This is a genomic window from Variovorax sp. DXTD-1 (assembly GCF_003984625.1).
Lineage (GTDB): Bacteria > Pseudomonadota > Gammaproteobacteria > Burkholderiales > Burkholderiaceae_C > Variovorax.
The window spans coordinates 77,306-98,701 of the sequence record NZ_RWKH01000006.1 but is presented as its reverse complement, the minus strand read 5'-3'; the positions used below and the strand labels follow the sequence as shown (position 1 = coordinate 98,701).

Sequence of the window (21,396 nt, the reverse complement as noted above, 5' to 3'; positions counted from 1 at the left end):
CCGCCCTCTTCCCCTCTCCTGCGCTCGCTCCTTCAGGCGGCGGCCAGTTCCTCGCGCAGCAGCTTCGCAGCCGTCACCATGTTCGACAGCGCCGCCTCCGTCTCGGGCCAGCCGCGGGTTTTCAGGCCGCAGTCGGGATTGATCCAGAGGTTCTCCGGCGGCACCACGCCCGCGGCCTTGCGCATCAGGCGCACGATCTCGTCGACCGAGGGTACGCGGGGCGAATGGATGTCGTACACGCCGGGGCCGATCTCGTTCGGGTAGCGGAAGCCGCCCGCACTGTTCTCGCCACCGAAGCCCCGCAGCAGTTCCATGTCGGAGCGGCTCGTCTCGATGGTGATCACGTCCGCATCCATGGCGGCAATCTCGGGCAGGATGTCGTTGAACTCCGAATAGCACATGTGGGTGTGGATCTGCGTCTCGTCGCGCACGCCCGAGGCGCTGATGCGAAACGCGCGTGTGGCCGACTTCAGGTAAGCCGGCCAGCCCGCGCGGCGCAGCGGCAAGCCTTCGCGGATCGCGGGCTCGTCGATCTGGATGATGCCGATGCCCGCGCCCTCGAGGTCGACCACCTCGTCGCGGATCGCCCAGGCAAGCTGCTCGCAGGTGGTGGCACGCGGCTGGTCGTCGCGCACGAACGACCATTGCAGGATGGTGACGGGGCCCGTCAGCATGCCCTTCATCGGCAGTTGCGTGAGGCTCTGCGCATAGGCGGTCCACTCGACCGTCATCGGCACCGGGCGCGCCACGTCGCCGAAGATGACCGGCGGCTTCACGCAGCGCGATCCATACGACTGCACCCAGCCGTTGGCGGTGAAGGCAAAGCCGTCGAGCTGTTCGCCGAAGTACTCGACCATGTCGTTGCGCTCGGCCTCGCCGTGCACCAGCACGTCGATGCCCAGCGCTTCCTGCTTGCGCACGGCCAGCGCGATTTCGGCGCGCATCTTTTCGCGATAACCCGCCGCATCGAGTTCGCCGCGCTTGAAGGCGGCGCGCGCGGCGCGGATTTCCGAGGTCTGGGGGAACGAGCCGATGGTGGTGGTCGGCAGTGCAGGCAACGCAAAGCGCGCGCGCTGCACCGACTGGCGCTTGTTGAAGGTTGACGTGCGCTGGTCGTCGCCCGCTACACCGCGCGCCAGCCGCAGCGCCACATCGGCGCGGTGCACGCGCGAGCTGCCGCGCCGCGCGGCCACTGCGGTACGCGCAGTCTTCAGCTCTTCGGCGACGGAGCCTTCGCGGCCCTCGAGCACGGCACGCAGCACGCGCAGTTCGTCGAGCTTTTCGACCGCAAACGCGAGCCACGACTTGAGCTCCGCATCGAGCTTGTTTTCCGCCGCAAGGCTGAACGGCACATGCAGCAGCGAGCACGACGGCGCTATCCACAGTTCGCTCCGGATCTTGTCGACCACCGGGCGCAGCGTGGAAAGCGCGGCATCGGGGTCGGTGCGCCAGATGTTGCGCCCATCGACGATGCCGACCGACAGCACCTTGTGCGCCGGGAGCCAGTCGGCCACGCCCGTCAGCTCTTGCGGCGAGCGCACGGCATCCACGTGCAGGCCGGCCACCGGCAGCTGGCAGGCAAGGCGCAGGTTGTCCGAAAGCGGCGAGAAATACGTGGCCAGCAGCAGCTTGGGTGCACTGCGGGCCAGCTGCCAGCAGGCACGCTCGAAGGCGTTGCGCCAGGCATCGGGCAGGTCCAGGCCCAGGATGGGCTCGTCGATCTGCACCCACTCCACGCCCTGCTGCTTCAGGCGGTTCAGCACCTGCTCGTAAACGGGCAGCAAGGCATCGAGCAGCGAGAAGCGGTCGAAGCCCGCTTCTTTCTCCTTGCCAAGGTACAGAAAGCTCAGCGGACCGAGCAGCACGGCCTTGACCGCATGCCCGGCCTGCTGCGCCTGCGCCACTTCGTCGAACAGCCGCGACGAGGCCAGCTTGAACTGGGTGGCCGCGGTGAACTCGGGCACGAGGTAGTGGTAGTTGGTGTCGAACCACTTGGTCATCTCCAGGGCGAAGGTGCCCGCCGTACCTTCGCAGCCGTGGCCGCAAGCCGCATCGTGCACATGGCCGGCTTCGTCTTCCACGCCGCGGGCCATCTTGAAATAACGCGAGAGTTCGGGTTCGTCGCCCTTGAAGCCGAAACGCGCCGGCTCGCAGCCGAGCAGCTGGATGTGATTGGCCACGTGGTCGTAGTAGGCGAAGTCGCCGACGGTCACGTAGTCGAGCCCCGCGTCGCGCTGGGCCTGCCAATGGCGCGCGCGCAGCTGTTCGCCGACCGCTTCGAGCGCGGCGCGGTCGATCTCGCCGCGCCAGTGCTTTTCGAGTGCGAACTTCAGTTCCCGGTTGGCGCCCATGCGCGGAAAGCCGAGGGTGTGGGTACGGGTGGTCATTTGCAGGTATTCCGGTCGCTGTATCTTGAGAATCAGCAATGGTCGGGCTTTGAGGAATATGATTCAAACGAAACGTTTTGCCATTTCACTTGAAATTCATTCATGTTGCAGTCCATTCTGGAAATACGGCACCTGCGCACGCTGGTTGCGCTGCGCGACACCGGCAGCCTGGTGCGGGCGGCGCAATTGCTCAACCTCACGCAGTCGGCACTGTCGCACCAGATCAAGCTGCTCGAAGACCGTTATGGCGCGCAGCTGTTCGAGCGCAAGTCGGTGCCGCCGCAGTTCAGCACCACCGGGCTGCGGCTGCTGCAGCTGGCCGATACCGCGCTGCCGCTGGTCGAAGAAGCGGAGCGCGACGTGGCTCGGCTTGCGCTGGGGCGCAGCGGACAACTGCGCATCGTGGTCGAGTGCCACACCTGCTTCGACTGGCTCATGCCGGCAATGGACGCCTTTCGCCAGCGCTGGCCCGAGATCGAACTCGACATCGTCTCGGGCTTTCACCCCGACCCGATCGCGCTGGTCATGCAGAACCGCGCCGAGGTGGCGATCGTCTCCGAGCAGGACCCGGACGAAACGGTGGACTACCACGCGCTGTTCCGCTTCGAGATTGTGGCATTGCTGGCCAACGACCACGCGCTCACGGCCAAGCCGCATCTCACCGCACGCCACTTTGCCGACCAGACGCTCATCACCTACCCCGTGCCCGACGAAATGCTCGACATCGTGCGGCAGGTGCTGGCTCCTGCCGGCGTGGAGCCCGCGCACCGACGCACGACCGAGCTCACGGTGGCCATGCTGCAGCTGGTGGCCAGCGGCCGGGGCGTGGCGACCTTGCCGCTGTGGGCGGTGCAGAACTACCTGGATCGCGGCTACGTTACCGCGCGGCGGGTGGGCGCCAGGGGCCTCACGGGCCGGCTGTACATGGCGTGTACGCAGGGCACCTCCGGCCAGCCATGGCTGGCCGACTTTGTGCGCATCACGCGCGAGAGCTGCTTCAAGAGCCTGCCCGGGATCGAGCTGCTTTGACCGGAACTTGCCTGCGTGGTTTGGCGGTTTTTTTGCAGGCCTCGGCAGCAATCCATTCGCGAAAGGCAGCAACCTTGGGTCGGTCGCGGCTGCTTTCCGGGCAGACCAGGTAATAGGCAAAGTCTTCGATCCAGCTCACATTGCAGAGCTGGACCAACCGACCCTCCGCCAGATCGTCGGCCACGACAGCGGCGGGCAGCAAGGCCGCGCCCTGCCCCATGAGTACCGCCTTCAGCAGCAGGCCCGAATCGTCGAACGACGGGCCGCGGGCGGGCCCCATGTCTTCGATGCCCTGTGCCTTGAACCACAGCTGCCAAGCCTTGCGGTCCGCATCGTTCACGCGCGGCCAGCGCTTGAGCTCGGCCGGTGCCACCGGCATGCCCAGCCGCTGCACCAGCGCCGGCGCAGCGACGGGAACGATTTCCACCGTCAGCACGCGCTGACTGCTCAACCCGGGGTAGCAGCCAAGGCCATGGCGAACGGCAACGTCCACGCCGTCACGCGAAAAATCGGCCAGCGCAGTGCTGCTCACCACCTGCAGGTCGATGTCTGGATGCGCATCTTGAAAACCCTTCAGGCGCGGCACCAGCCACGCAGCAGCGAAGAACGGCGTGGCGCTGATCGTGAGGATGCCGGTCTCCGCGGGCACCGCCACGCGGCGCGTTGCGTCGCTGATCTGACGGAAGGCATTGCGCACCGGTGGCAGGTACGCCTGGCCTGCATCGCTGAGAAAGATGCCGCGGTTCGCGCGGCGAAAGAGCGCCACGCCGAGATGCAGCTCCAGCGACTTGATCAGTTGGCTTACGGCACCGGCGGTTACGCACAACTCGTCGGCCGCATTTTTTACCGACAGGTGACGGGCCGTCGCTTCGAAGGCGCGGAGTGCGTTGAGCGGTGGGAGCTGATATTCCATTGCTTAGTTAATCTAACTCGAACTCATTAGAAAATCCGGTTTGTGCAATTGCATACGAAGGAGGATTATCGAGCTACAAAAAAGCTCATAGACAAGCATGCAGCATCTTCGAAATTTTTCTGAACTTAGTTTTTATGATTCTTCAAAGCACATCGGCGAATCGGTGATTCATTACCTCGACCTGACGGAACTCGCTGCCCGCATCCGTTCGCGCGAGATCTCACCCGTGGCCGCGACTCGCGGGCAACTCGACCGCATCGCCGCACTGGACGGCACGCTCCGCAGCTACGCGCTGGTGATGGGAGATCCAGCAATGGCGCAGGCCGAGGCGGCGGAGAAGGAAATAAAGGCCGGCTCCTATCGTGGCCCTTTGCACGGCGTTCCACTCGCCGTCAAAGACTTGTGCGACACCGCAGGCTTCATCACCGCGGGCGGCATGGCCATCCACCAGAACCGCATTCCCGCAGAAGACGCGACTGTGGTGCGCCGCTTGCAAGAAGCCGGCGCCGTGCTTCTGGGCAAGCTTCAACTCACAGAAGGCGCGTACTCCGATCACCACCCTTGCATCGAGCCGCCACGCAACCCGTGGCATGCGGAGCATTGGCCGGGCATGTCGTCGAGCGGCTCGGGCGTGGCGACGGCCGCCGGTCTTTGCTACGGCTCGCTGGGTTCGGACACGGGCGGATCGATCCGCTTTCCATGCGCCGCCAACGGCCTGACCGGGCTGAAGCCCAGCTGGGGCCGTGTGAGCCGCCATGGCGTTCTCGACCTCGCGCCGTCGCTGGACCATGTGGGACCGATGGCGCGCAGTGCGGTCGATGCCGGCGTGCTGCTCGGCGTGATAGCCGGCGCCGACGCGAACGACCCGACCGCATCGCTCGACCCGGTGCCAGACTACCTTGCCGCGGTGGGGCAAGGCATACGCGGGCTGCGCATCGGTATCGATGCCGCGTTCAACTGCGACGGCGTGGGCTTCGCAACAGAGACCATGCTGGCGGATGTCGCCGAGACCTTTCGCGCGCTTGGTGCACGGATGGTGGACGTGCGCCTTCCCGATGTGACGCAGGCCGTGGCGGACTGGTTTCCGCTTTGCGCCGTGGAGGCGGCGGTTGCACACGCCGCAAGCTACCCGGCTCGCAAGGACGAATACGGGCCTGTGCTCGCCTCGGTCGTCGACGCCGGTCTTTCGGTAAGCGGCGTCGACTTGCAACGCATTCTCTTGCGCCGCATGAACCTGCGCGGCCGCATGGCCGAGGTGTTCTGCAAAGTCGATGTGCTGCTGATTCCGGTGCACCCCTTTGACTCGCCCACCGTCGAAGCCATGCAGGCCCTTGCCGAAACGCCCTCGCTCGTGTCTGCATTGCTGCGGTGCACCGCGCCCTTCGACATGACCGGACACCCGGCGATCACGCTGCCGGGTGGATTCACCGCGGGAATGCCGCTCGCGTTCCAGCTGGTCGCCGCGCACATGAACGAAGCAACGCTGGTGCGGGCCGGGGCGGCGTTTCAGGGCGCCACCACCTGGCATCGGCGCCATCCGCTGGATTGACCATCATTAAAGCCATCTCCTCGAAATCTCCATTCCAATCGCGGCATGTGGGCATCTTCCGCGGCTGGTTCGTGGTGGCCGGTGCTTTCACGGTCACCCTTGTGGGCTTTGGCAGTGCATACACCTTCAGCGCTTTTCTCGAGTCCCTGCAACGCGACTTCGGCGCCTCACGCGGATCCGCGTCGCTGGTGTTCTCGATTGCCGGCTTCTTGTATTTCGGGCTGGGCGTGATCAGCGGCCCGCTTGCGGACCGATGGGGCTCACGGCAGCTTGCCGTCGCGGGCATGCTGCTGGTCGGCCTGGGACTGGCCGCTGCGGGGCAGGCCCGCACGCTGACACAGCTCTACCTTGCATACGGGCTTGGCGTGGGCCTTGGGGTCGGTGCATCCTATGTGCCGGTGCTGGGTGCTGTGCAGCGCTGGTTCCGCAGGCGCCGCGGATTCGCGTCAGGCTTGGCTGTAAGCGGCATCGGCGTGGGCACGCTGCTGATGCCGCCGCTCGCGGCCTTCCTCATCGAAGCCCTGGGTTGGCGCCATGCCTATCTGGCGCTCGCTGGCGTAGCCGTGGTGGCGGGCGTGGGCATGGCCCTGCTGATCGAGAACGACCCGCAAGACCGCGGGCTCGGCCCCGACGGAGACCCGCGGGATGCGCAGGCCTCACCGGCCATGCCGCCGGGCGCCACGGTAGGAGAAGCAACAAGGTCGCGGCGCTTCGCGGGCCTGTACGCCGCGTGCCTGATCAGCTCCTTCGGGTTGTTCGTTCCCTTCGTGCACCTCGTGCCCTATGCACTGGACCACGGCGTGCCACCGGGCTCGGCCGTTCTTCTGCTGGGATCGATCGGCGTCGGCAGCACGGCCGGGCGCTTTTTTCTCGGCGGCCTGGCCGATCGTCTCGGCCGTCAGCTCGCACTGCCGCTGATGTCCGCCGGCATGGCGCTTTCACTGGTGGTGTGGGCGAGCTCAGGCGGGTTCTGGGGCCTGGCCGTCTTTGCGTTTGCCTATGGTGTTTTCTACGGCGGTTTTGTCGCGCTGCTGCCCGCCCTGGTCATGGACTATTTCGGCGGCCGCAGCATCAGCGCGATTCTTGGCGTGCTGTACACCAGCGTGGCTGTCGGCACCTTGATCGGCCCGAGCACGGCGGGCTTTGCATTCGACGTCAGCCGCAGCTACATGCTGCCGATACTTGCGAGCATCGGCGCCAACCTGATTGCAGCCGGCATCCTGCTGTCGATATCGAAGGCGCGAAAAGGCGCCCGGCCGACGACCGCAGTGCACAGCGGCAATGAGCCATGAGGGGTCACGAAGCCTTCTGCACCAGCTTCAGCACGCTCGAAAAATCAAGCGCTCCGTGCCCCGCGAGGCTGTGCGCCGCGTACAGGCTGCGCGCCAACCCGCCCAGCGGCGTGGCGGCGCGTACGGCGGTGGCGTTTTCCTGCGCCAGGCCCAAATCCTTGAGCATCAGGTCGGTACCGAAGCCGCCCGCGTAGTTCTTCGATGCGGGTGCGGTATCCATCACGCCCGGCATCGGGTTGTATTTTTCAAGCGCCCAGTTACCCCCGGAACTGCGGCGCATGATTTCGGACAGCACCTTGGGGTCGAGCCCGTTGGCAACGCCCAGCGCCAGCGCTTCGGAGGTGCCGATCATCAAGATGCCGAGCAGCATGTTGTTGCAGATCTTCGCGGTCTGGCCCGCACCTGCCGCGCCGGCATGAAAGATGTTGGCACCCATCTTCTCGAGCACCGGGCGGGCGCGCTCCAGGTCTCTCGCTTCGCCGCCGACCATGAAGGTGAGCGTGCCGGCAATAGCCCCGCCGGTGCCACCGGAAACCGGCGCATCGATCATGGCAATGCCCTTGGCAGCGGCCGCCTCGGCCACCTTGCGCGAGGTGGCAGCCGCGATGGTGCTGCTGTCGATGACGAGCGTGCCGGCCGCGATGCTCTCGAGCAGGCCGGGCTTGCCGGCGCCGCCGAGAAACAGGCCCTCCACGTGCGCGCTGGCCGGCAGCATGCTGATCACCACCTCGGCACCGGCAACCGAATCGGCAGCGGAAGAGGCAATGCCCAGGCCTTCGGCCGCGTATTTCTTGCAAGCCTCGGCCGACAGGTCGAAAGCCTTCACCTCGTGGCCCGCCTTCTTCAGGTTCATGGCCATGGGGCCGCCCATGTTGCCGAGGCCGATGAATGCGATCTTCATTTTTTGTCTCCGTTGTATCTGTGGAAGCGGGTCAGACCAGCGCAGCCAGCTCCGCCGGCATTTCGCCGCGCGGGCGCAGGTGGTCTTCGATGAAATCGGGCGTGATCTCTTCGATGGTGGCGGGATTCCAGCGCGGGTTGCGGTCCTTGTCGATCAGCACCGCGCGGATGCCCTCGGCAAAATCCTTGTGCGCGCAAAAGCCGAGCGAAGCCCAGTATTCGAGCCGGAACACCTCGGCCAGCGACATGCGGTGCACGCGCTGCCACAGCTCGAAGCTCAGCGCGGCCGAACTCGGCGCGCCCTTCATGAAAGTCTTGGACGCGGACTGCAGCCATGCATCGTCGCTTTGCAGGTTGCGCAGGCGGTTCGCAATGTCGAGCAGGTCGTCGCCGGCCATCAGAGCATTGATGGTGTCGTAGTGCTCGCGCACCTTGGATGGCGGCATGTGCGCGCCCTCGCCCGCCCGCGCGAGAATTCGCGAAAGCTCGGCACGGTCGGCCTTCTGCTCGCCGTGCCAGCGCGTAGCGGCAATCGCCTCGAGCACCTGGCCCTTGTGCTCATGCGGCACCAGCACGTCGGCCAGCCCGCAGAAGATGGCATCGGCCGCATTCAGGTTGGCGGCGGTGAGCGCCAGGAACAAGCCCGTGCGCCCCGGCGTGCGACGCAGGAACCAGCTGCCCCCCACGTCGGGGTAGAGGCCGATGCTGATCTCGGGCATGGCAATGCGGCTTTGCGCGGTGACCACGCGGTGCGAGCAGCCCGACATCAGGCCTACGCCGCCGCCCATCACGATGCCGTGGCCCCAGCAGAGAAACGGCTTGGGAAAGGTGTGGATCAGGTAGTCGAGCTCGTACTCTTCGCGGAAGAAGTCTTCGGCGTAGGTGTTGCGCGCGGGGCCGCATTCGAGCAGCGTTTGATACAGCTGGCGCAGGTCGCCGCCGGCGCAGAAGGCCTTCTCGCCAGCTGCCTGCATCAGCACGCCGACGATGCCGTCGTCCTTCGCCCACTCGCGCAGCTTGGGCGTGAGCAGGCGCACCATGTCCACGGAAAGCGCGTTGAGCGAGGCCGGTGCGTTGAGCGTTGCAACGCCGAAGCGCTGGCCGCCGGCGGTCTTGATTTCTTCAAAAAGAACTACGGAGTCGGTCATTGTCTTGGGAGGTTGTGGATGCGAGGCGTCAGCGGATATCGCTGTCCCCTTCCAGCAATTTTCGCGCAACGATCACGCGCATGATCTCGTTGGTACCTTCGAGGATCTGGTGCACGCGGGTATCGCGCACCAGCCGCTCGAGCGGAAACTCGCTCAGGTAGCCGTAGCCGCCATGCAACTGCAGCGCCTCGTTGCACACGTTGAAGCCCGCATCGGTTGCAAAGCGCTTGGCCATGGCGCAGTAGGTACTGGCATCGGCGTGCCCCGCATCGAGCTTGCTTGCGGCAAGCCGCACCATCTGCCGCGCTGCTACCAGTTCGGTCGCCATGTCGGCCAGCTTGAACTGCAGCGCCTGAAAGCTCGATATCGGCTTGCCGAACTGCTGGCGTTCATGCAGGTAGCGGCGCGCCGCGTCCAGCGCGCCCTGTGCTGCGCCCACGGAGCAGGTCGCGATGTTGATGCGCCCGCCGTCGAGCCCCTTCATGGCAATGCGAAAGCCCTCGCCTTCCTTGCCCAGCAGGTTCTCGGCCGGCACGCGCACGTTGTCGAAGTTGATGGTGCGCGTGGGCTGGCTGTTCCAGCCCATCTTGTGTTCCTTCTTGCCATAGCTCACGCCGGGCGCGTCGGCCGGCACCGCAAACGCGGAGATGCCGCCCGCGCCGCCGCCGCCCGTGCGCGCCATGAGCACCAGCACATCGGTCGACCCCGCGCCGGAGATGAAGGCCTTGCCGCCGTTGATGACGTACTCGGCACCCTGCAGCTCGGCGCGCGTCTTGAGCGAGCCCGCGTCCGAACCGGCGCCCGGTTCGGTGAGACAGTAGGAAGCAAGCTTGCGCCCGCTCGTGAGGTCTTCGCCCCATTGCGCCGCCACGGCATCCGTGGACCAGGTGCCGAGCATCCACGTCGCCATGTTGTGGATGGTGATGAAGGCAGTGGTCGACGGGTCGACCGCGGCCATTTCCTCGAACACCAGCGCCGAGTCGAGCCGCGGCAACCCGAGGCCGCCGATGCGCTCGGGCGCATAGAGCCCGCAGAAGCCCAGCTCGCCGGCCTTCGCGATGGCCTCCTTTGGAAAGATCGCCTCGGCGTCCCACTGCGCGGCATGCGGCGCGAACTCGGCCTGCGCAAAGTCGCGCGCGCTCTGCGCAAAGGCGTTCTGCTCTTCGGACAATTCGAAGTTCATTGTTCGCGGCCCTTCCAGCGGTCCAGTTCGGCGGTCCGCTCCCGGGTCGATTTCTCCAGACAGGAATTGAACACCAGCGGCCAGATGGAGCCGCCTTCGTTCGCTTTCGAGGCGCGCTTGCAGGCGGGGTCGCGGCCCTTGAGCCAGGCGCGCTGCTCGGTGCGCAGCGCGACGCGCATCCGCGGCGAGAGCGTCTTCATCACCTCGCCGTAGCGGATGTTGAGCGCGGCATCGGCCGCACGAAAATCGCGCGCCGCGCAGGCGTTCATCTGCTGTTGGTTCCCGTTGGGATTGCAGTCGTCCGGACCGGCGTTGGCCGCCAGCGCGCTGCCGCCGAGCAACGCGAGCGCCGTCACCGCCCCCGAAGCCGCGACGCGGAGACCGTGCCTCATTTGAGGCTGATCGTGGTGTTGACGCCGTGCGAGACGGTGCTGTCGTCAAACCAGCGTGCCGTCACCGTCTTGGTCTGCGTGTAAAACATGATGACCTGCTTGCCGTAAGGGCCCAGGTCGCCCAGCTTGGACGCGCGCGAACCGGTGAACGAGAACATCGGCACAGGCACCGGAATCGGCACGTTGATGCCGACCTGGCCCACGTCGATGTCTTCCTGGAAGCGGCGCGCCGCCGCGCCCGACTGCGTGAAGATGGCGGTGCCGTTGCCGTTGGGGTTGCTGTTGATCAGCTCGATGGCTTCGTCGATGTTCTCGGCGTCCGCCACGCACAGCACCGGCCCGAAGATTTCCTGGTCATAGATCGTCATGCCCGGCTTCACGCCCGAGAAGATCGTCGGGCCGACGAAGTTGCCCTTCTCGTAGCCCGGCACGGTGGGCTTGCGACCGTCGAGCTCGAGCTTGGCGCCATCGGCCACGCCGCGCTCGATGAGCCCGTTGACGCGTTCATAGGCGGCACACGAAACCAGCGGCCCCACGTCCACGCCCTTCTCGGTGCCGGCACCGATCTTCAGCGTCTTGGCCTTGGCGATGAGCTCGGGCACCCAGTTGCGCGCCTCGCCCACCAGCACCGCCACCGACACCGCCATGCAGCGCTGGCCCGCCGCGCCAAAGCTCGCACCTGCCAGCGCGTTGAGCGTTTGCTCCTTGTTGGCATCGGGCATCACGATGGCGTGGTTCTTCGCGCCCATCATGCATTGCACGCGCTTGCCGGCCAGCGTGGCGCGGTTGTAGACGTGCGTGCCGACCTTGGTCGAGCCCACAAAGCTGATTGCCTTGATGTCCTTGTGGTCGCAGATGCCGTTGACCACAGCCTCGCCGCCGTGCACCACGTTCAGCACGCCGGCCGGAATGCCGGCTTCGAGCGCCAGTTCGGCGAGGCGCATGGTCACCATCGGGTCTTGCTCCGAGGGCTTCAGCACGAAGGTGTTGCCGGTGACGATGGCCATCGGGAACATCCACAGCGGGATCATGGCCGGGAAGTTGAACGGCGTGATGCCGGCGCACACGCCCAGCGGCTGCAGCAGCGTGTAGGTGTCCACGCCGTTGGCCACGTTGTTGGCCAGTTCGCCCAGCTGCAGGTTGCCGATGCTCGCGGCATGCTCGACCACTTCGAGGCCGCGGAACACGTCGCCCTCCGCGTCGGGCAGCGTCTTGCCCTGCTCGGCCGTGAGAATCGCAGCCAGCTCGCTCATGTTCTCGCGAATGAGCTGCTGGTACTTCAGGAAGATGCGGGCGCGCGCGCCGATGGGCGTCTTGCGCCAGGTCTTGAAGGCGTCCTTCGCGGAGGCCACGGCGGCATCGAGTTCGGCCTGCGTTGCAAAGGGCACGCGGGCCAGCACTTCCTGCGTGGCCGGGTTGACGATGTCGCGCCATTCGGTGGTCTTCGATTCGACGAACTTGCCGCCGATCAAGAGCTTGACGGTGGCGACCTGGGTGGCCGAGGTCTTGGGGGTGGTGGTGGCGTCCATGGGGTTTTGTCTCCTGTGAATTCGGGGCCTGCGTGGCAGGTTCAAGCCGCATCCTAGCTTTGCAGATTTGCCATGACAATAGACAAATATGCGCCATCGCTTTGCAAAAATGCAGAGCCCACCCAAGGAAACGCGAGCACATGGACTGGGACAACCTTCGCTACTTTCTGGAGCTGGCCCGCTCGGGCACGCTGATAAGCGCCGCGCGCCGGCTGGAGGTGGACCACACCACGGTGGCGCGGCGCATCCAGGCGCTCGAAAAGGAGGTGGGCGCGCCGCTTTTCTCGCGCGAAGCCGGTGGTCACCGGCTCACCGAAGCGGGCCGCAAGCTGCAGCCGCAGGTCGAAGCCATGGAGAGCGCATTCCAGGCGGTGGAAAGCACCGCGCCCGCTTCGCAGGAAGGCCTGTCGGGCCTGATCCGCATCGGCGCCACCGAGGGTTTCGGCACTGTGGTGCTGGCGCCGCAGCTCGCGCTGTTCGCACAGCAGCATCCCAAGCTCACCATCGACCTGCTGGCCATGCCGCGGCTGGTGCATCTGTCCCGGCGCGAGGCCGACATCGTGATTTCGCTCGAACGGCCGGCGCGCGGACCCGTGGTCGTGACTAAGCTCACCGACTACACGCTGCGGCTCTACGCGTCGAAGCAATACCTGGCCGCCCACAAGCCGATCAGGACACGCGAAGACCTGCGCGGCCACACCTTCATCAGCTACGTGGATGACCTGCTCTTCAGCAAGGAATTGCAGTATCTCGACGAACTGCATCGGCCCGACGCCTTTGCGCTGCGCAGCACCAGCGTGCTCGCGCAGCACCGGGCGGTGGTCGCCGGGGCCGGCATTGCGGTGCTGCCGGCCTTCATTGCCGAACAGGACGCCGCATTGCGCCCCGTGCTCGGCGACCAGGCGAACTTCACCCGCACCTTCTGGATGTCGATGCCGGCGGAAACCAAGCATCTCGTGCGAATGCAGACGGTGTGGAACTTTCTGCGCGAAGCCGCCGAAGCGCAGCGCGATGCGCTGCTGCTGCCTACTACTGGATCAGCTGCGCCCCGGTCTTCGCCTGCAGCGCATCGAAGCTCACGCCCGGCGCGAGTTCGACCACCTTGAGGCCTTCGGGCACCACGTCCATCACGGCCAGGTCGGTGATGATGCGGTCGACCACGCCCACGCCGGTCAGCGGCAACGTGCACTGCTCGAGGATCTTGAAGTCCTCGGTGCCGTCCTTCTTCTTCGCGACGTGCTCCATCAGCACGATGACGCGCTTCACGCCGGCCACCAGGTCCATGGCGCCGCCCATGCCCTTCACCATCTTGCCGGGAATCATCCAGTTGGCGAGGTCGCCCTTCACGCTGACCTGCATGGCGCCGAGGATCGACAGGTTGATCTTGCCGCCGCGAATCATCGCAAAGCTGTCGTGGCTGCCGAAGATGGCCGAGCCCGGCAGCGTGGTGACGGTCTGCTTGCCGGCGTTGATCAGGTCGGCATCCACCTGGTCTTCGGTCGGGAACGGGCCGATGCCGAGCATGCCGTTCTCGCTTTGCAGCCACACTTCCTTGTCACCGACAAAGTTGGCCACGAGCGTGGGAATGCCGATGCCCAGGTTCACATAGAAGCCGTCTTCGAGCTCTTGCGCCGCACGCGCGGCCATTTGGTCTTGGGTCCAGGGCATCTCAGGCTCCTTTGGTGTTCTTGACGGGGGCGGGCACTTCGCTGCCAGCGGCGGCTTGCGCAATGGCAGCCTGGGCTTCGACCTTGGCGGCCGCTGCGTCAGCCGGCGCGGCGGCGCTCACAGTGCGCTTCTCGATGCGCTTCTCGGGGTTGGCGTTCAGCACGATGCGGTGCACGTAGATGCCGGGCAGGTGGATGTCGTCAGGCGCCAGCTCGCCCACTTCGACGATCTTCTCGACTTCGACGATGCAGATCTTGCCGGCCATGGCGGCGGCGGGGTTGAAGTTGCGCGCCGTGAGGCGAAATCGCAGGTTGCCTGATTTGTCGGCCACGTCGGCCTTGACCAGTGCCACGTCGGGCACCAGCGAGCGTTCCATCACGTAGGTTTCGCCGTCGAACTCGCGCAGTTCCTTGCCCTCGGCCACTTGCGTGCCGACGCCGGTCTTGGTGAAGAAGGCCGGAATGCCCGCGCCGCCCGCGCGCAGCTTCTCGGCCAGCGTGCCCTGGGGCGTGAATTCGAGGGCGAGTTCGCCGGCCAGGTACTGGCGCTCGAACTCCTTGTTCTCGCCCACGTACGACGCGATCATCTTCTTGATCTGGCGCGTTTCGAGCAGCTTGCCGAGGCCAAAGCCGTCGACCCCCGCGTTGTTCGAGATGACGGTGAGGTTCTGCACGCCGGTGTCCTTGAGCGCATCGATCAGCGCCTCTGGAATGCCGCACAGGCCGAAGCCGCCGACCGCGAGCATCTGCCCGTCGGCCACGACCCCCTTGAGTGCCGCGTCTGCGGAGGGATAAATCTTGTTCACTCGGGCTCCTTGATGGATGGATGGAGAGTTGGCGAAAGCTTTGAAGAGCCTTGAACGATACTACGTAGTCGCATACGTAGTATTTCGTAATGGTGACCCCCGATGCAGGAGATCGACTACCGCCTGGCCTTTGAGCATGCCCCCGTGGGTATGGTGGTTTCGCGCAACCGCACCATCGTGGCCTGCAACGAGCGGGTTTGCGAGATTTTTGGCGCAACGCCCTCTGCACTGGTCGGGCATTCGTTCAGCATTCTGTACCCCAGCGTGGCCGAGTTCGAGCGCATCGGCAAGCGCATGGAGCCGTTTCTGAACGCCAGCGGCCGCTATGCCGACAACCGCATGATGAAGCGCCTGGGCGGCCTGCACGGCGCCAGGGCCGGCGAAACCTTCTGGTGCCACGTCACGGGCCACGCCATGAACCGCGCCGCGCCGCACGAGGCCGGCATCTGGACCTTCGATGACCTGGGTTCACGCCGCGCCGTGAAGGCCGAGCTCACGCCGCGCGAGCGCGAGGTGGCCGCGCAGGTGATGCGCGGGCTCACGTCCAAGGAGATCGGCAAGGCGCTCGGCATCAGCCACCGCACGGTCGAGCTGCATCGGGCGAGGCTGATGCGCAAGTACGCGGCGGCCACCACCGCGGAGCTGGTGCAGAAGCTCATTGCCGGCTAATTCTTCGCAGCTACCCTGACCTGGTTCCGCGCCGATCGTTGCAAAAACGGAAACGCGGTGTCGCGCAAAGGCCTGTGCCGCAGTGCCTTGCGATGACTATCTTCGAGGCATGCGGACAAGTCGCCCGCAGCCATTCAGGAGTATCGATATGACCACACCTCTTCATTCCGAAAAGAACCTGCTTCTCTCGTCGAAGCTGTCGGTTGCGCGGGCGCAAGCCTTGGCGTCGCACCGGCTGCCGGTCACGCTGACCCTGGCAGCCATCATCCTCTCGGTGCTCGGCGTCAAGCCGTAGGGCATTGCGGCCCGGGCCCGCTCACTCGGGCTTGATGTCGGCCGCCTTGATCACCTTCGACCAGGCCACCAGTTCCTGGTCGACGAATTTGCCCAGCGCCGCGGAGTCCATGTAGGTGGCAAAGGCGCCCTGCTCGTCCACCTTCTTGCGGAACGACTCGCTCTCGACGATCTTCTTGATCTCGGCGCTGAGCTTCGCCACCACCTCGGGCGGCGTCTTGGCCGGCGCGAACACCGCGAACCACGACTCCACTTCGTAGCCCGGCAAGCCTGCCTCGGCCGAAGTCGGCACATTGGGCATCGACGGATGCCGCTTGCTGCCGGTATAGCCCAGCGCCTTCATGCGTCCGCTCGCAATGTGCCCGATGACCGAGGGCGGCGTGGTGATGAACATGTCCACGTTGCCCGCGATCAGGTCGTTGATGGCCGGACCCGAGCCCTTGTAGGGCACGTGCGTCATCGGCTGCTTGGCCTGCCGCGACAGCAGTTCGCCCGCAATGTGCTGGATCGATCCGTTGCCCGACGAGGCGTAGAACAAGCCGCCCTCCTTCTTCTTGCCGTGCTCGACCAGTTCCTTCATCGAGTTGACCGGCAGCTTGCCGCTGACGGCAACCACGTGCGGCGCGCGCATCACCATGGCCACCGGCACGAAGTCCTTGGACGGGCTCCACTTGAGCTGCGGGTAGAGCGAGGGGTTGCCGACGTGGTAGCCCGAGTACTGCATCAGCAGCGTGTACCCGTCTGGCGCGGCGCGCGCCACGGCTTCGGTGCCGATGTTGCCGCTGGCGCCGGGCCGGTTGTCGACGACCACGGGCTGGCCCAGCGCGCGCTGCAGCGGCTCGCCGACCATGCGCGCCATGATGTCGGTGGAGCCCGCGGGCGCGGTGGGCACGATGAAGGTGATCGGTTTCGAAGGCCAGGTGTCGGCGCTGGCCGTGGTGGCCGCGGCGGCCGCTAGCGCAAGGCCGAGATTGGCCGCAAGAAGGCGAAGTGTGGGTTTCATGGTTTGTCTCCGGTGGTTTTTTGTAGGCTGTCTCCGAAGCCGGCCCGTCAGGGCGCCAGCTCCGAGATTTCGATCAGATTCAGGTCGGGGTCGCGCACGTAGACCGAGCGAATACGCGATGTGGCGCCGGTCCGCATCACCGGGCCTTCGATGATCGGCACAGCCTTGTCCTTCAGCCGCGCGATCACGTCGTCGAGCGGCACGCTCGCGATGAAGCACAAGTCCAGCGAGCCGGGCATCGGCACCTGCGCCTTGGGCTCGAACTCGTGCCCCTTCACATGCAGGTTGATCTTCTGGTTGCCGAAGCGAAAAGCCTTGCGGCCCGGGCCGAAAGTTTCCAGCGCCATGCCCATCACGTCGATATAGAAGCGGGTGCAGGCCTCCTCGTCGACGGTGGTGAGCACCAGGTGGTCCAGATGGTCGATCATGTCTGCAGCTCCTTGCCGCGGCGCGCATGCGCACGCGCCACGATGTCGTTGAAATCCGCCGGTGGCGCATGCCGCGTGAACCGGTGTCCGGCGCGGGAGACCTGGCTCGGCAAGTCATGCTGCACCAGGGCCTCGAGCTCCGAGGCGGCTTCGATCAGGCCTTCCAGATCCATGCCGGTGTCGTACCCCATGCATTGCAGCATGTGCACCACGTCTTCCGTGGCCACATTGCCGGTGGCGCCGGGTGCATAGGGGCAACCGCCGATGCCGCCGAGCGACATGTCGAGCCGCTCGATACCCGCCTCGACCGCGGCCACGGTGTTGGCAAGCCCCATGCCGCGCGTGTTGTGAAAGTGCGCCGTCCATTGCAGTGCGGAATATCTCGCCAGCACCGCCTCGCAAACGGCCTGCACCTGCGTGGGAAAAGCCATGCCCGTGGTGTCGCACAGCGTGATGCCCTGCACCCGCAGCGCAGCGAAGCGGTCGATCCATTCGAGCACCGTGGCAAGCGGCACCTCGCCCTCCATCGGGCAGCCGAACACGCACGAGAGCGAGACGTTCACCGGCACACCGGCTTGCGCTGCCAACGCAATAACTTCGGTGAGCTGCGCGAAAGACTGCTCGCGCGTCATCCGCAGGTTGCTGAGGTTGTGGGTCTCGCTCACCGACATGACGATGTTGAATTCGCCGATGCGGCTCTCCAGCGCGCGCTCGGCCCCGCGCAGGTTCGGCACCAGCGCGGTATAGACCACGCCGGGCCGGCGGGCGATGCGCTGCATCACCTCTTCGCCGTCGCGCAGTGCCGGTATCGCCTTGGCGGAAGTGAACGAGGTCACCTCGATCTTGGCGTAGCCGAGCGTGCTGAAGCGGTCGACCAGCGCAATCTTGTCGTCGGTGGGAATGAATCGGCTTTCCATCTGGAAGCCGTCTCGCGTGGCCACTTCGTTGATGAAGAGCCGCTTGCCGTTGCCTTCTTTCATACGGCCTCGCTTTCTTCGGTGCGGCGCGCCGGCCAACCCGAACCACGCAGGTCGCCGGTGTGTTCGCCGAGCCGCGGCGCGGGGTGCGCGATGCGGCCCGGCGTGGCGCTGAGCTTGGGCACGACGCCAGGCACCTTGAGCCTGCCACCATCGGAAGTGGTCGCCTCGACGATCATCTGCCGCGCCTGGTATTGCGGATCGGCGGCGATGTCGGCCACCGAGTAGATGCGCCCGACGGGCACGCCCGCCGCATCGAGCACCGCCAGCACTTCGTCGCGGCTGCGCTGCAGCGTCCAGGCCTCGATGGCGGCGTCGATCTCTTCGACACGCTGCACGCGGCCGTCGTTGTGCACCAGCTGCGGATCATTCTCAAGATCCGCGCGGTCGATGGCGCGCATCAACCGGCGGAAGATGCTGTCGCCGTTGCCCGCCACCAGCACGTAATGTCCATCGCAGCACTTGTAGGCATTGGTCGGTGCGATGCCCGGCAACGCGCTGCCGGCACGTTCGCGCACTGCGCCGAACGCGTCGTATTCGGGCAGCAGGCTTTCCATCACGTTGAAGACCGACTCATACAGCGCCACGTCGATGAACTGCCCCTCCCCGCCATGGGCCGTGCGGTGGTGCAGCGCCGTGAGCACGCCAATGACGCCATGCAGCGCAGCCAGCGTGTCGCCGAGCGAAACGCCCACGCGCACCGGCACGCGGCCCGGTTCGCCGCTCAGGTAGCGCAGCCCGCCCATCGATTCGCCGAGCACGCCGAAGCCTGGCTTGTCGCGGTAGGGGCCAGTCTGCCCGTAGCCGGAGATGCGCAGCATGATGAGCCGGGGGTTGAGCGCATGCAGTTGCTCCCAGCCCAGGCCCCAGCCTTCGAGCGTGCCAGGCTTGAAATTCTCGATGAGCACGTCGGCCTCAAGCGCCAGGGTGCGCACCGCCTCCTGGCCTTCGGCGCTGCGCAGGTCTAAACACACCGAGCGCTTGTTGCGAGACTGCACCTCCCACCACACCGAAGTGCCTTCGCGCAGCATCCGCCATTTGCGCAGCGGGTCGCCGATGCCTGCAGGCTCGACCTTGATCACGTCGGCGCCGAATTCCGCCAGCGTCTTGCCGGCGAACGGGCCGGCGATGAGCTGGCCGAGCTCCAGCACCTTGAGGCCTTCGAGTGCGTTCATCTGCGTCTGTCTCCTGTGGGAATGCCCCAACTCTAAGAACAGATCGCGTCCGCCGGAATTGCTCTGACGGCAGCACCCCTTCGCAAAATGCGAAGGCCTAGAATCCCGCGATGGCCAGCCCGATCAATCCCGCGCGTGTCGATTTCGTGACGCTGCGCCTGTTCTGCGCCGTGGCCCAGTCGGGCAGCATCACCAAGGGCGCGGAGGCCTGCCACCTCGCGCTGTCGGCAGCCAGCCGGCGGCTTTCGGACTTCGAGGCCGCCACCGGGTCGAAGCTGCTGGAACGCAGTTCGCAAGGCATCGCCCTCACTCCCGCCGGCCATGTGGCCATGCAGCATGCAATGCGGCTCTTCCAGGGCTTCGAGCAGTTCAGCAACGAACTCGGCGACTACTCGAGCGGCGTGCGCGGCCATGTGCGGCTCTGGGCCAACATGTCGGCACTCACCGAGTTCCTGCCGGCTACCCTGGCGGCCTTTCTCGGCCAGCACCCGGACATCCGCGTTGAGGTCGAAGAGCAGCTGAGCGGCGACATCGTTCGCGCTTTGGTCGACGGCCTCGCCGATGTCGGCGTGTTCGCGGAGAACACGCCCGCCTACGGGCTCGACGTCGCGCAGTTCCAGACCGACGAGTTGGTGGTGCTGTGCGCCAGGCAGCATCCGCTTGCGCGCACCCGCAGAACGGATTTCAAGACCTGCCTCGCCCACGAGTTCGTGGGCCTGAACCGCAGCAGCTCGCTGCTCGAACTGACATCCCGCGCCGCCGAGCAGGCCGGCATTCCGATGCGCCTGCGCGTGCAGGTGCGCAGCTTCGATGCGATGTGCCACATGATCGCCGCCAACCTCGGCATCGGCGTGGTGCCGCTCGCGGCCTGCAAGGCGCAGGTGAGCGCGCTCGATCTCAAGGTGGTGCGGCTGAAGGACCCCTGGGCGATTCGCCGGCTGCTGATGGCGACGAAGACGGGCGAGACCTTGTCGCCCGCGGCGCAGTTGCTGGTTAAGCAGCTGCTTGCATCGTCCACCTGAAACCAGGCCGCACCAGCGGGCTGAAACCTCAGGCCTGCGGCAAACGGAATCCCGCCTTGAGGGTTTCGCGCAGGTGACTCACGAATAGATTGACCGCGCGCGGTATGTGCAGTGAGTACGGTCGAATGGCGTAGATATGGTCCGCGAATGCGCCGGTGGGCTGCCAGTCGGGCAGCACCTCCACCAGCTTGCCGGTTTGCAAGGCCGACTGCGCACTGAAGTCGGGCAGCAGGGCAATGCCCAGGCCGGCCTGCGCGGCATCGCGAAGCGCTTCGCTGTTGTTGGCCGCGAGCGGGCCGGCAATGGGCACGGTCATGCGCTCGGCCTGGCGTGCCCGGGCGTTGCGCCGCTCGAACGACCACACATTCGTTTCTTGCCCGCGGGGATAGTGCAGGCAATCGTGCTCGGCCAGCATGGCCGGCGCCAGCGGCGTTCCCTTGCGGCGGAGGTAGGCCCGGCTCGCCACCAGCACGGATCGGGTCTCGCACAAGCGCCAGGCCACGTGCGTATCGGGCGGCGATGCGGCATGCCGGACCGCCAAGTCGAAGCCTTCCGTCGCAAGCGAGCTGAGACGATCGGAAAGCTCCATCTCGATGCGGATCGATGGATGCGCGAGCAGGAAGTCGGCCAACCGCGGCAAGAGTTGCTGCCGCCCCAGCGCCACCGGCGCCGTCACTCGCACCAAGCCGCGCGGTTCGCCCGCATGGTCCTGGGCCTTCAAAAAGCTGTGGGCGATTTGCTCGAAGGGCTCCCGGGTCTGGTCGACGAGCTGCTGGCCGGCCTCGGTGAGCCGCATGCTGCGCGTGGTGCGCCGCACCAGCGGCACGCCCGCGGCGCGTTCGAGTTCGGCGATGCGCTGGCTCATGGCCGCCTTGCTCACGCCCAGGCGCGCCGCTGCGGCGGTGTAGCTGCCCTGCTGTCCGAGCACGATCAGCCAGTGCAGGTGCGTCCAGAGCGATTCGGCTTTTTGCGTATCCATGGCTGCATTGTTCACCATAGCGAACAAACAGTTCAACTTTAGCGCCTAGGCAGG

At 66.0% G+C, this 21,396-nt stretch carries 21 protein-coding genes; 7 read left to right on the top strand and 14 right to left on the bottom strand.

What is annotated here, in order from left to right; translation table 11 throughout:
* Window positions 1-32: 32 nt before the first annotated feature.
* Window positions 33-2,387, bottom strand: a complete 2,355-nt coding sequence (metE, locus tag EJI00_RS07440; protein ID WP_126746835.1) for a 5-methyltetrahydropteroyltriglutamate--homocysteine S-methyltransferase — start codon at window positions 2,385-2,387, stop codon at window positions 33-35.
* 102 nt (window positions 2,388-2,489) lie between these two features.
* On the opposite strand from metE, the gene EJI00_RS07435 reads away from it, so the two are divergent.
* On the top strand, window positions 2,490-3,416 hold the full coding sequence (locus tag EJI00_RS07435) for a LysR family transcriptional regulator (RefSeq protein WP_126746834.1): 927 nt from the start codon (window positions 2,490-2,492) through the stop codon (window positions 3,414-3,416).
* On the opposite strand, the gene gcvA is transcribed toward EJI00_RS07435, so the two are convergent.
* A complete protein-coding gene (gene gcvA, locus EJI00_RS07430) occupies window positions 3,385-4,329 on the bottom strand; it encodes a transcriptional regulator GcvA (RefSeq protein ID WP_126746833.1) in 945 nt (314 codons plus the stop codon). The genes EJI00_RS07435 and gcvA overlap by 32 nt on opposite strands.
* Before the next feature lie 151 nt (window positions 4,330-4,480).
* Between gcvA and EJI00_RS07425 the strand changes: the two genes are divergently transcribed.
* Both EJI00_RS07425 and EJI00_RS07420 read left to right on the top strand, forming a co-directional pair.
* Window positions 4,481-5,878, top strand: coding sequence for an amidase (locus tag EJI00_RS07425; protein WP_221885031.1), 1,398 nt, complete (start codon window positions 4,481-4,483; stop codon window positions 5,876-5,878).
* Between the two features lie 47 nt (window positions 5,879-5,925).
* A complete protein-coding gene (locus EJI00_RS07420; protein ID WP_260590486.1) occupies window positions 5,926-7,170 on the top strand; it encodes an MFS transporter in 1,245 nt (414 codons plus the stop codon).
* Window positions 7,171-7,174: 4 nt separating this feature from the next.
* Here the strand turns inward: EJI00_RS07420 and mmsB are convergent, their stop codons facing one another.
* Genes mmsB through EJI00_RS07395 form a run of 5 tightly spaced genes read right to left on the bottom strand, consistent with a single transcriptional unit; the run spans window position 7,175 to window position 12,322 of the window.
* Window positions 7,175-8,071 (bottom strand): 3-hydroxyisobutyrate dehydrogenase, encoded by an 897-nt coding sequence (gene mmsB / locus EJI00_RS07415; protein ID WP_126746831.1) that lies wholly within the window; start codon window positions 8,069-8,071, stop codon window positions 7,175-7,177.
* Window positions 8,072-8,102: 31 nt separating this feature from the next.
* Window positions 8,103-9,218, bottom strand: a complete 1,116-nt coding sequence (locus tag EJI00_RS07410) for an enoyl-CoA hydratase/isomerase family protein (RefSeq protein ID WP_126746830.1) — start codon at window positions 9,216-9,218, stop codon at window positions 8,103-8,105.
* Between the two features lie 28 nt (window positions 9,219-9,246).
* Entirely contained in the window at window positions 9,247-10,401 is a 1,155-nt protein-coding gene (locus tag EJI00_RS07405; RefSeq protein ID WP_126746829.1) for an acyl-CoA dehydrogenase family protein, read from the bottom strand.
* Window positions 10,398-10,757, bottom strand: a complete 360-nt coding sequence (locus EJI00_RS07400; RefSeq protein ID WP_260590485.1) for a lysozyme inhibitor LprI family protein — start codon at window positions 10,755-10,757, stop codon at window positions 10,398-10,400. Before EJI00_RS07400 ends, EJI00_RS07405 begins: the two co-directional genes overlap by 4 nt.
* A gap of 32 nt (window positions 10,758-10,789) precedes the next feature.
* On the bottom strand, window positions 10,790-12,322 hold the full coding sequence (locus EJI00_RS07395) for a CoA-acylating methylmalonate-semialdehyde dehydrogenase (protein ID WP_126746827.1): 1,533 nt from the start codon (window positions 12,320-12,322) through the stop codon (window positions 10,790-10,792).
* Between the two features lie 140 nt (window positions 12,323-12,462).
* On the opposite strand from EJI00_RS07395, the gene EJI00_RS07390 reads away from it, so the two are divergent.
* A complete protein-coding gene (locus tag EJI00_RS07390; RefSeq protein ID WP_126746826.1) occupies window positions 12,463-13,428 on the top strand; it encodes a LysR family transcriptional regulator in 966 nt (321 codons plus the stop codon).
* Here EJI00_RS07390 and EJI00_RS07385 read toward each other — a convergent pair.
* The gene (locus EJI00_RS07385) at window positions 13,352-13,990 is read right to left on the bottom strand and encodes a 3-oxoacid CoA-transferase subunit B (RefSeq protein ID WP_126746825.1); all 639 of its coding nucleotides are present in this window, start codon (window positions 13,988-13,990) and stop codon (window positions 13,352-13,354) included. The two genes, EJI00_RS07390 and EJI00_RS07385, sit on opposite strands and share 77 nt — an antisense overlap.
* 1 nt (window position 13,991) lies before the next feature.
* Window positions 13,992-14,795, bottom strand: a complete 804-nt coding sequence (locus EJI00_RS07380) for a CoA transferase subunit A (protein ID WP_126746824.1) — start codon at window positions 14,793-14,795, stop codon at window positions 13,992-13,994.
* 102 nt (window positions 14,796-14,897) lie between these two features.
* Between EJI00_RS07380 and EJI00_RS07375 the strand changes: the two genes are divergently transcribed.
* Both EJI00_RS07375 and EJI00_RS25055 read left to right on the top strand, forming a co-directional pair.
* A complete protein-coding gene (locus tag EJI00_RS07375) occupies window positions 14,898-15,464 on the top strand; it encodes a LuxR C-terminal-related transcriptional regulator (protein ID WP_126746823.1) in 567 nt (188 codons plus the stop codon).
* 148 nt (window positions 15,465-15,612) lie between these two features.
* Window positions 15,613-15,759 (top strand): hypothetical protein, encoded by a 147-nt coding sequence (locus EJI00_RS25055; protein ID WP_165442094.1) that lies wholly within the window; start codon window positions 15,613-15,615, stop codon window positions 15,757-15,759.
* Window positions 15,760-15,780: 21 nt separating this feature from the next.
* On the opposite strand, the gene EJI00_RS07370 is transcribed toward EJI00_RS25055, so the two are convergent.
* From EJI00_RS07370 to EJI00_RS07355, 4 genes are read right to left on the bottom strand one after another with little or no spacing between them, the layout of a single operon-like run.
* A complete protein-coding gene (locus EJI00_RS07370; RefSeq protein ID WP_126746822.1) occupies window positions 15,781-16,761 on the bottom strand; it encodes a Bug family tripartite tricarboxylate transporter substrate binding protein in 981 nt (326 codons plus the stop codon).
* Window positions 16,762-16,808: 47 nt separating this feature from the next.
* Entirely contained in the window at window positions 16,809-17,189 is a 381-nt protein-coding gene (locus EJI00_RS07365; RefSeq protein ID WP_126746821.1) for a VOC family protein, read from the bottom strand.
* Complete coding sequence (locus EJI00_RS07360) at window positions 17,186-18,169, bottom strand: hydroxymethylglutaryl-CoA lyase (protein WP_126746820.1); 984 nt, start codon at window positions 18,167-18,169, stop codon at window positions 17,186-17,188. Before EJI00_RS07360 ends, EJI00_RS07365 begins: the two co-directional genes overlap by 4 nt.
* Entirely contained in the window at window positions 18,166-19,341 is a 1,176-nt protein-coding gene (locus EJI00_RS07355; RefSeq protein WP_126746819.1) for a CaiB/BaiF CoA transferase family protein, read from the bottom strand. The genes EJI00_RS07360 and EJI00_RS07355 overlap by 4 nt, the downstream gene beginning before the upstream one ends.
* 110 nt (window positions 19,342-19,451) lie before the next feature.
* Between EJI00_RS07355 and EJI00_RS07350 the strand changes: the two genes are divergently transcribed.
* Window positions 19,452-20,363, top strand: coding sequence for a LysR family transcriptional regulator (locus tag EJI00_RS07350; RefSeq protein ID WP_126746818.1), 912 nt, complete (start codon window positions 19,452-19,454; stop codon window positions 20,361-20,363).
* A 28-nt stretch (window positions 20,364-20,391) separates the two neighbouring features.
* On the opposite strand, the gene EJI00_RS07345 is transcribed toward EJI00_RS07350, so the two are convergent.
* Entirely contained in the window at window positions 20,392-21,342 is a 951-nt protein-coding gene (locus EJI00_RS07345; protein WP_126746817.1) for a LysR family transcriptional regulator, read from the bottom strand.
* Window positions 21,343-21,396 lie beyond the last annotated feature (54 nt).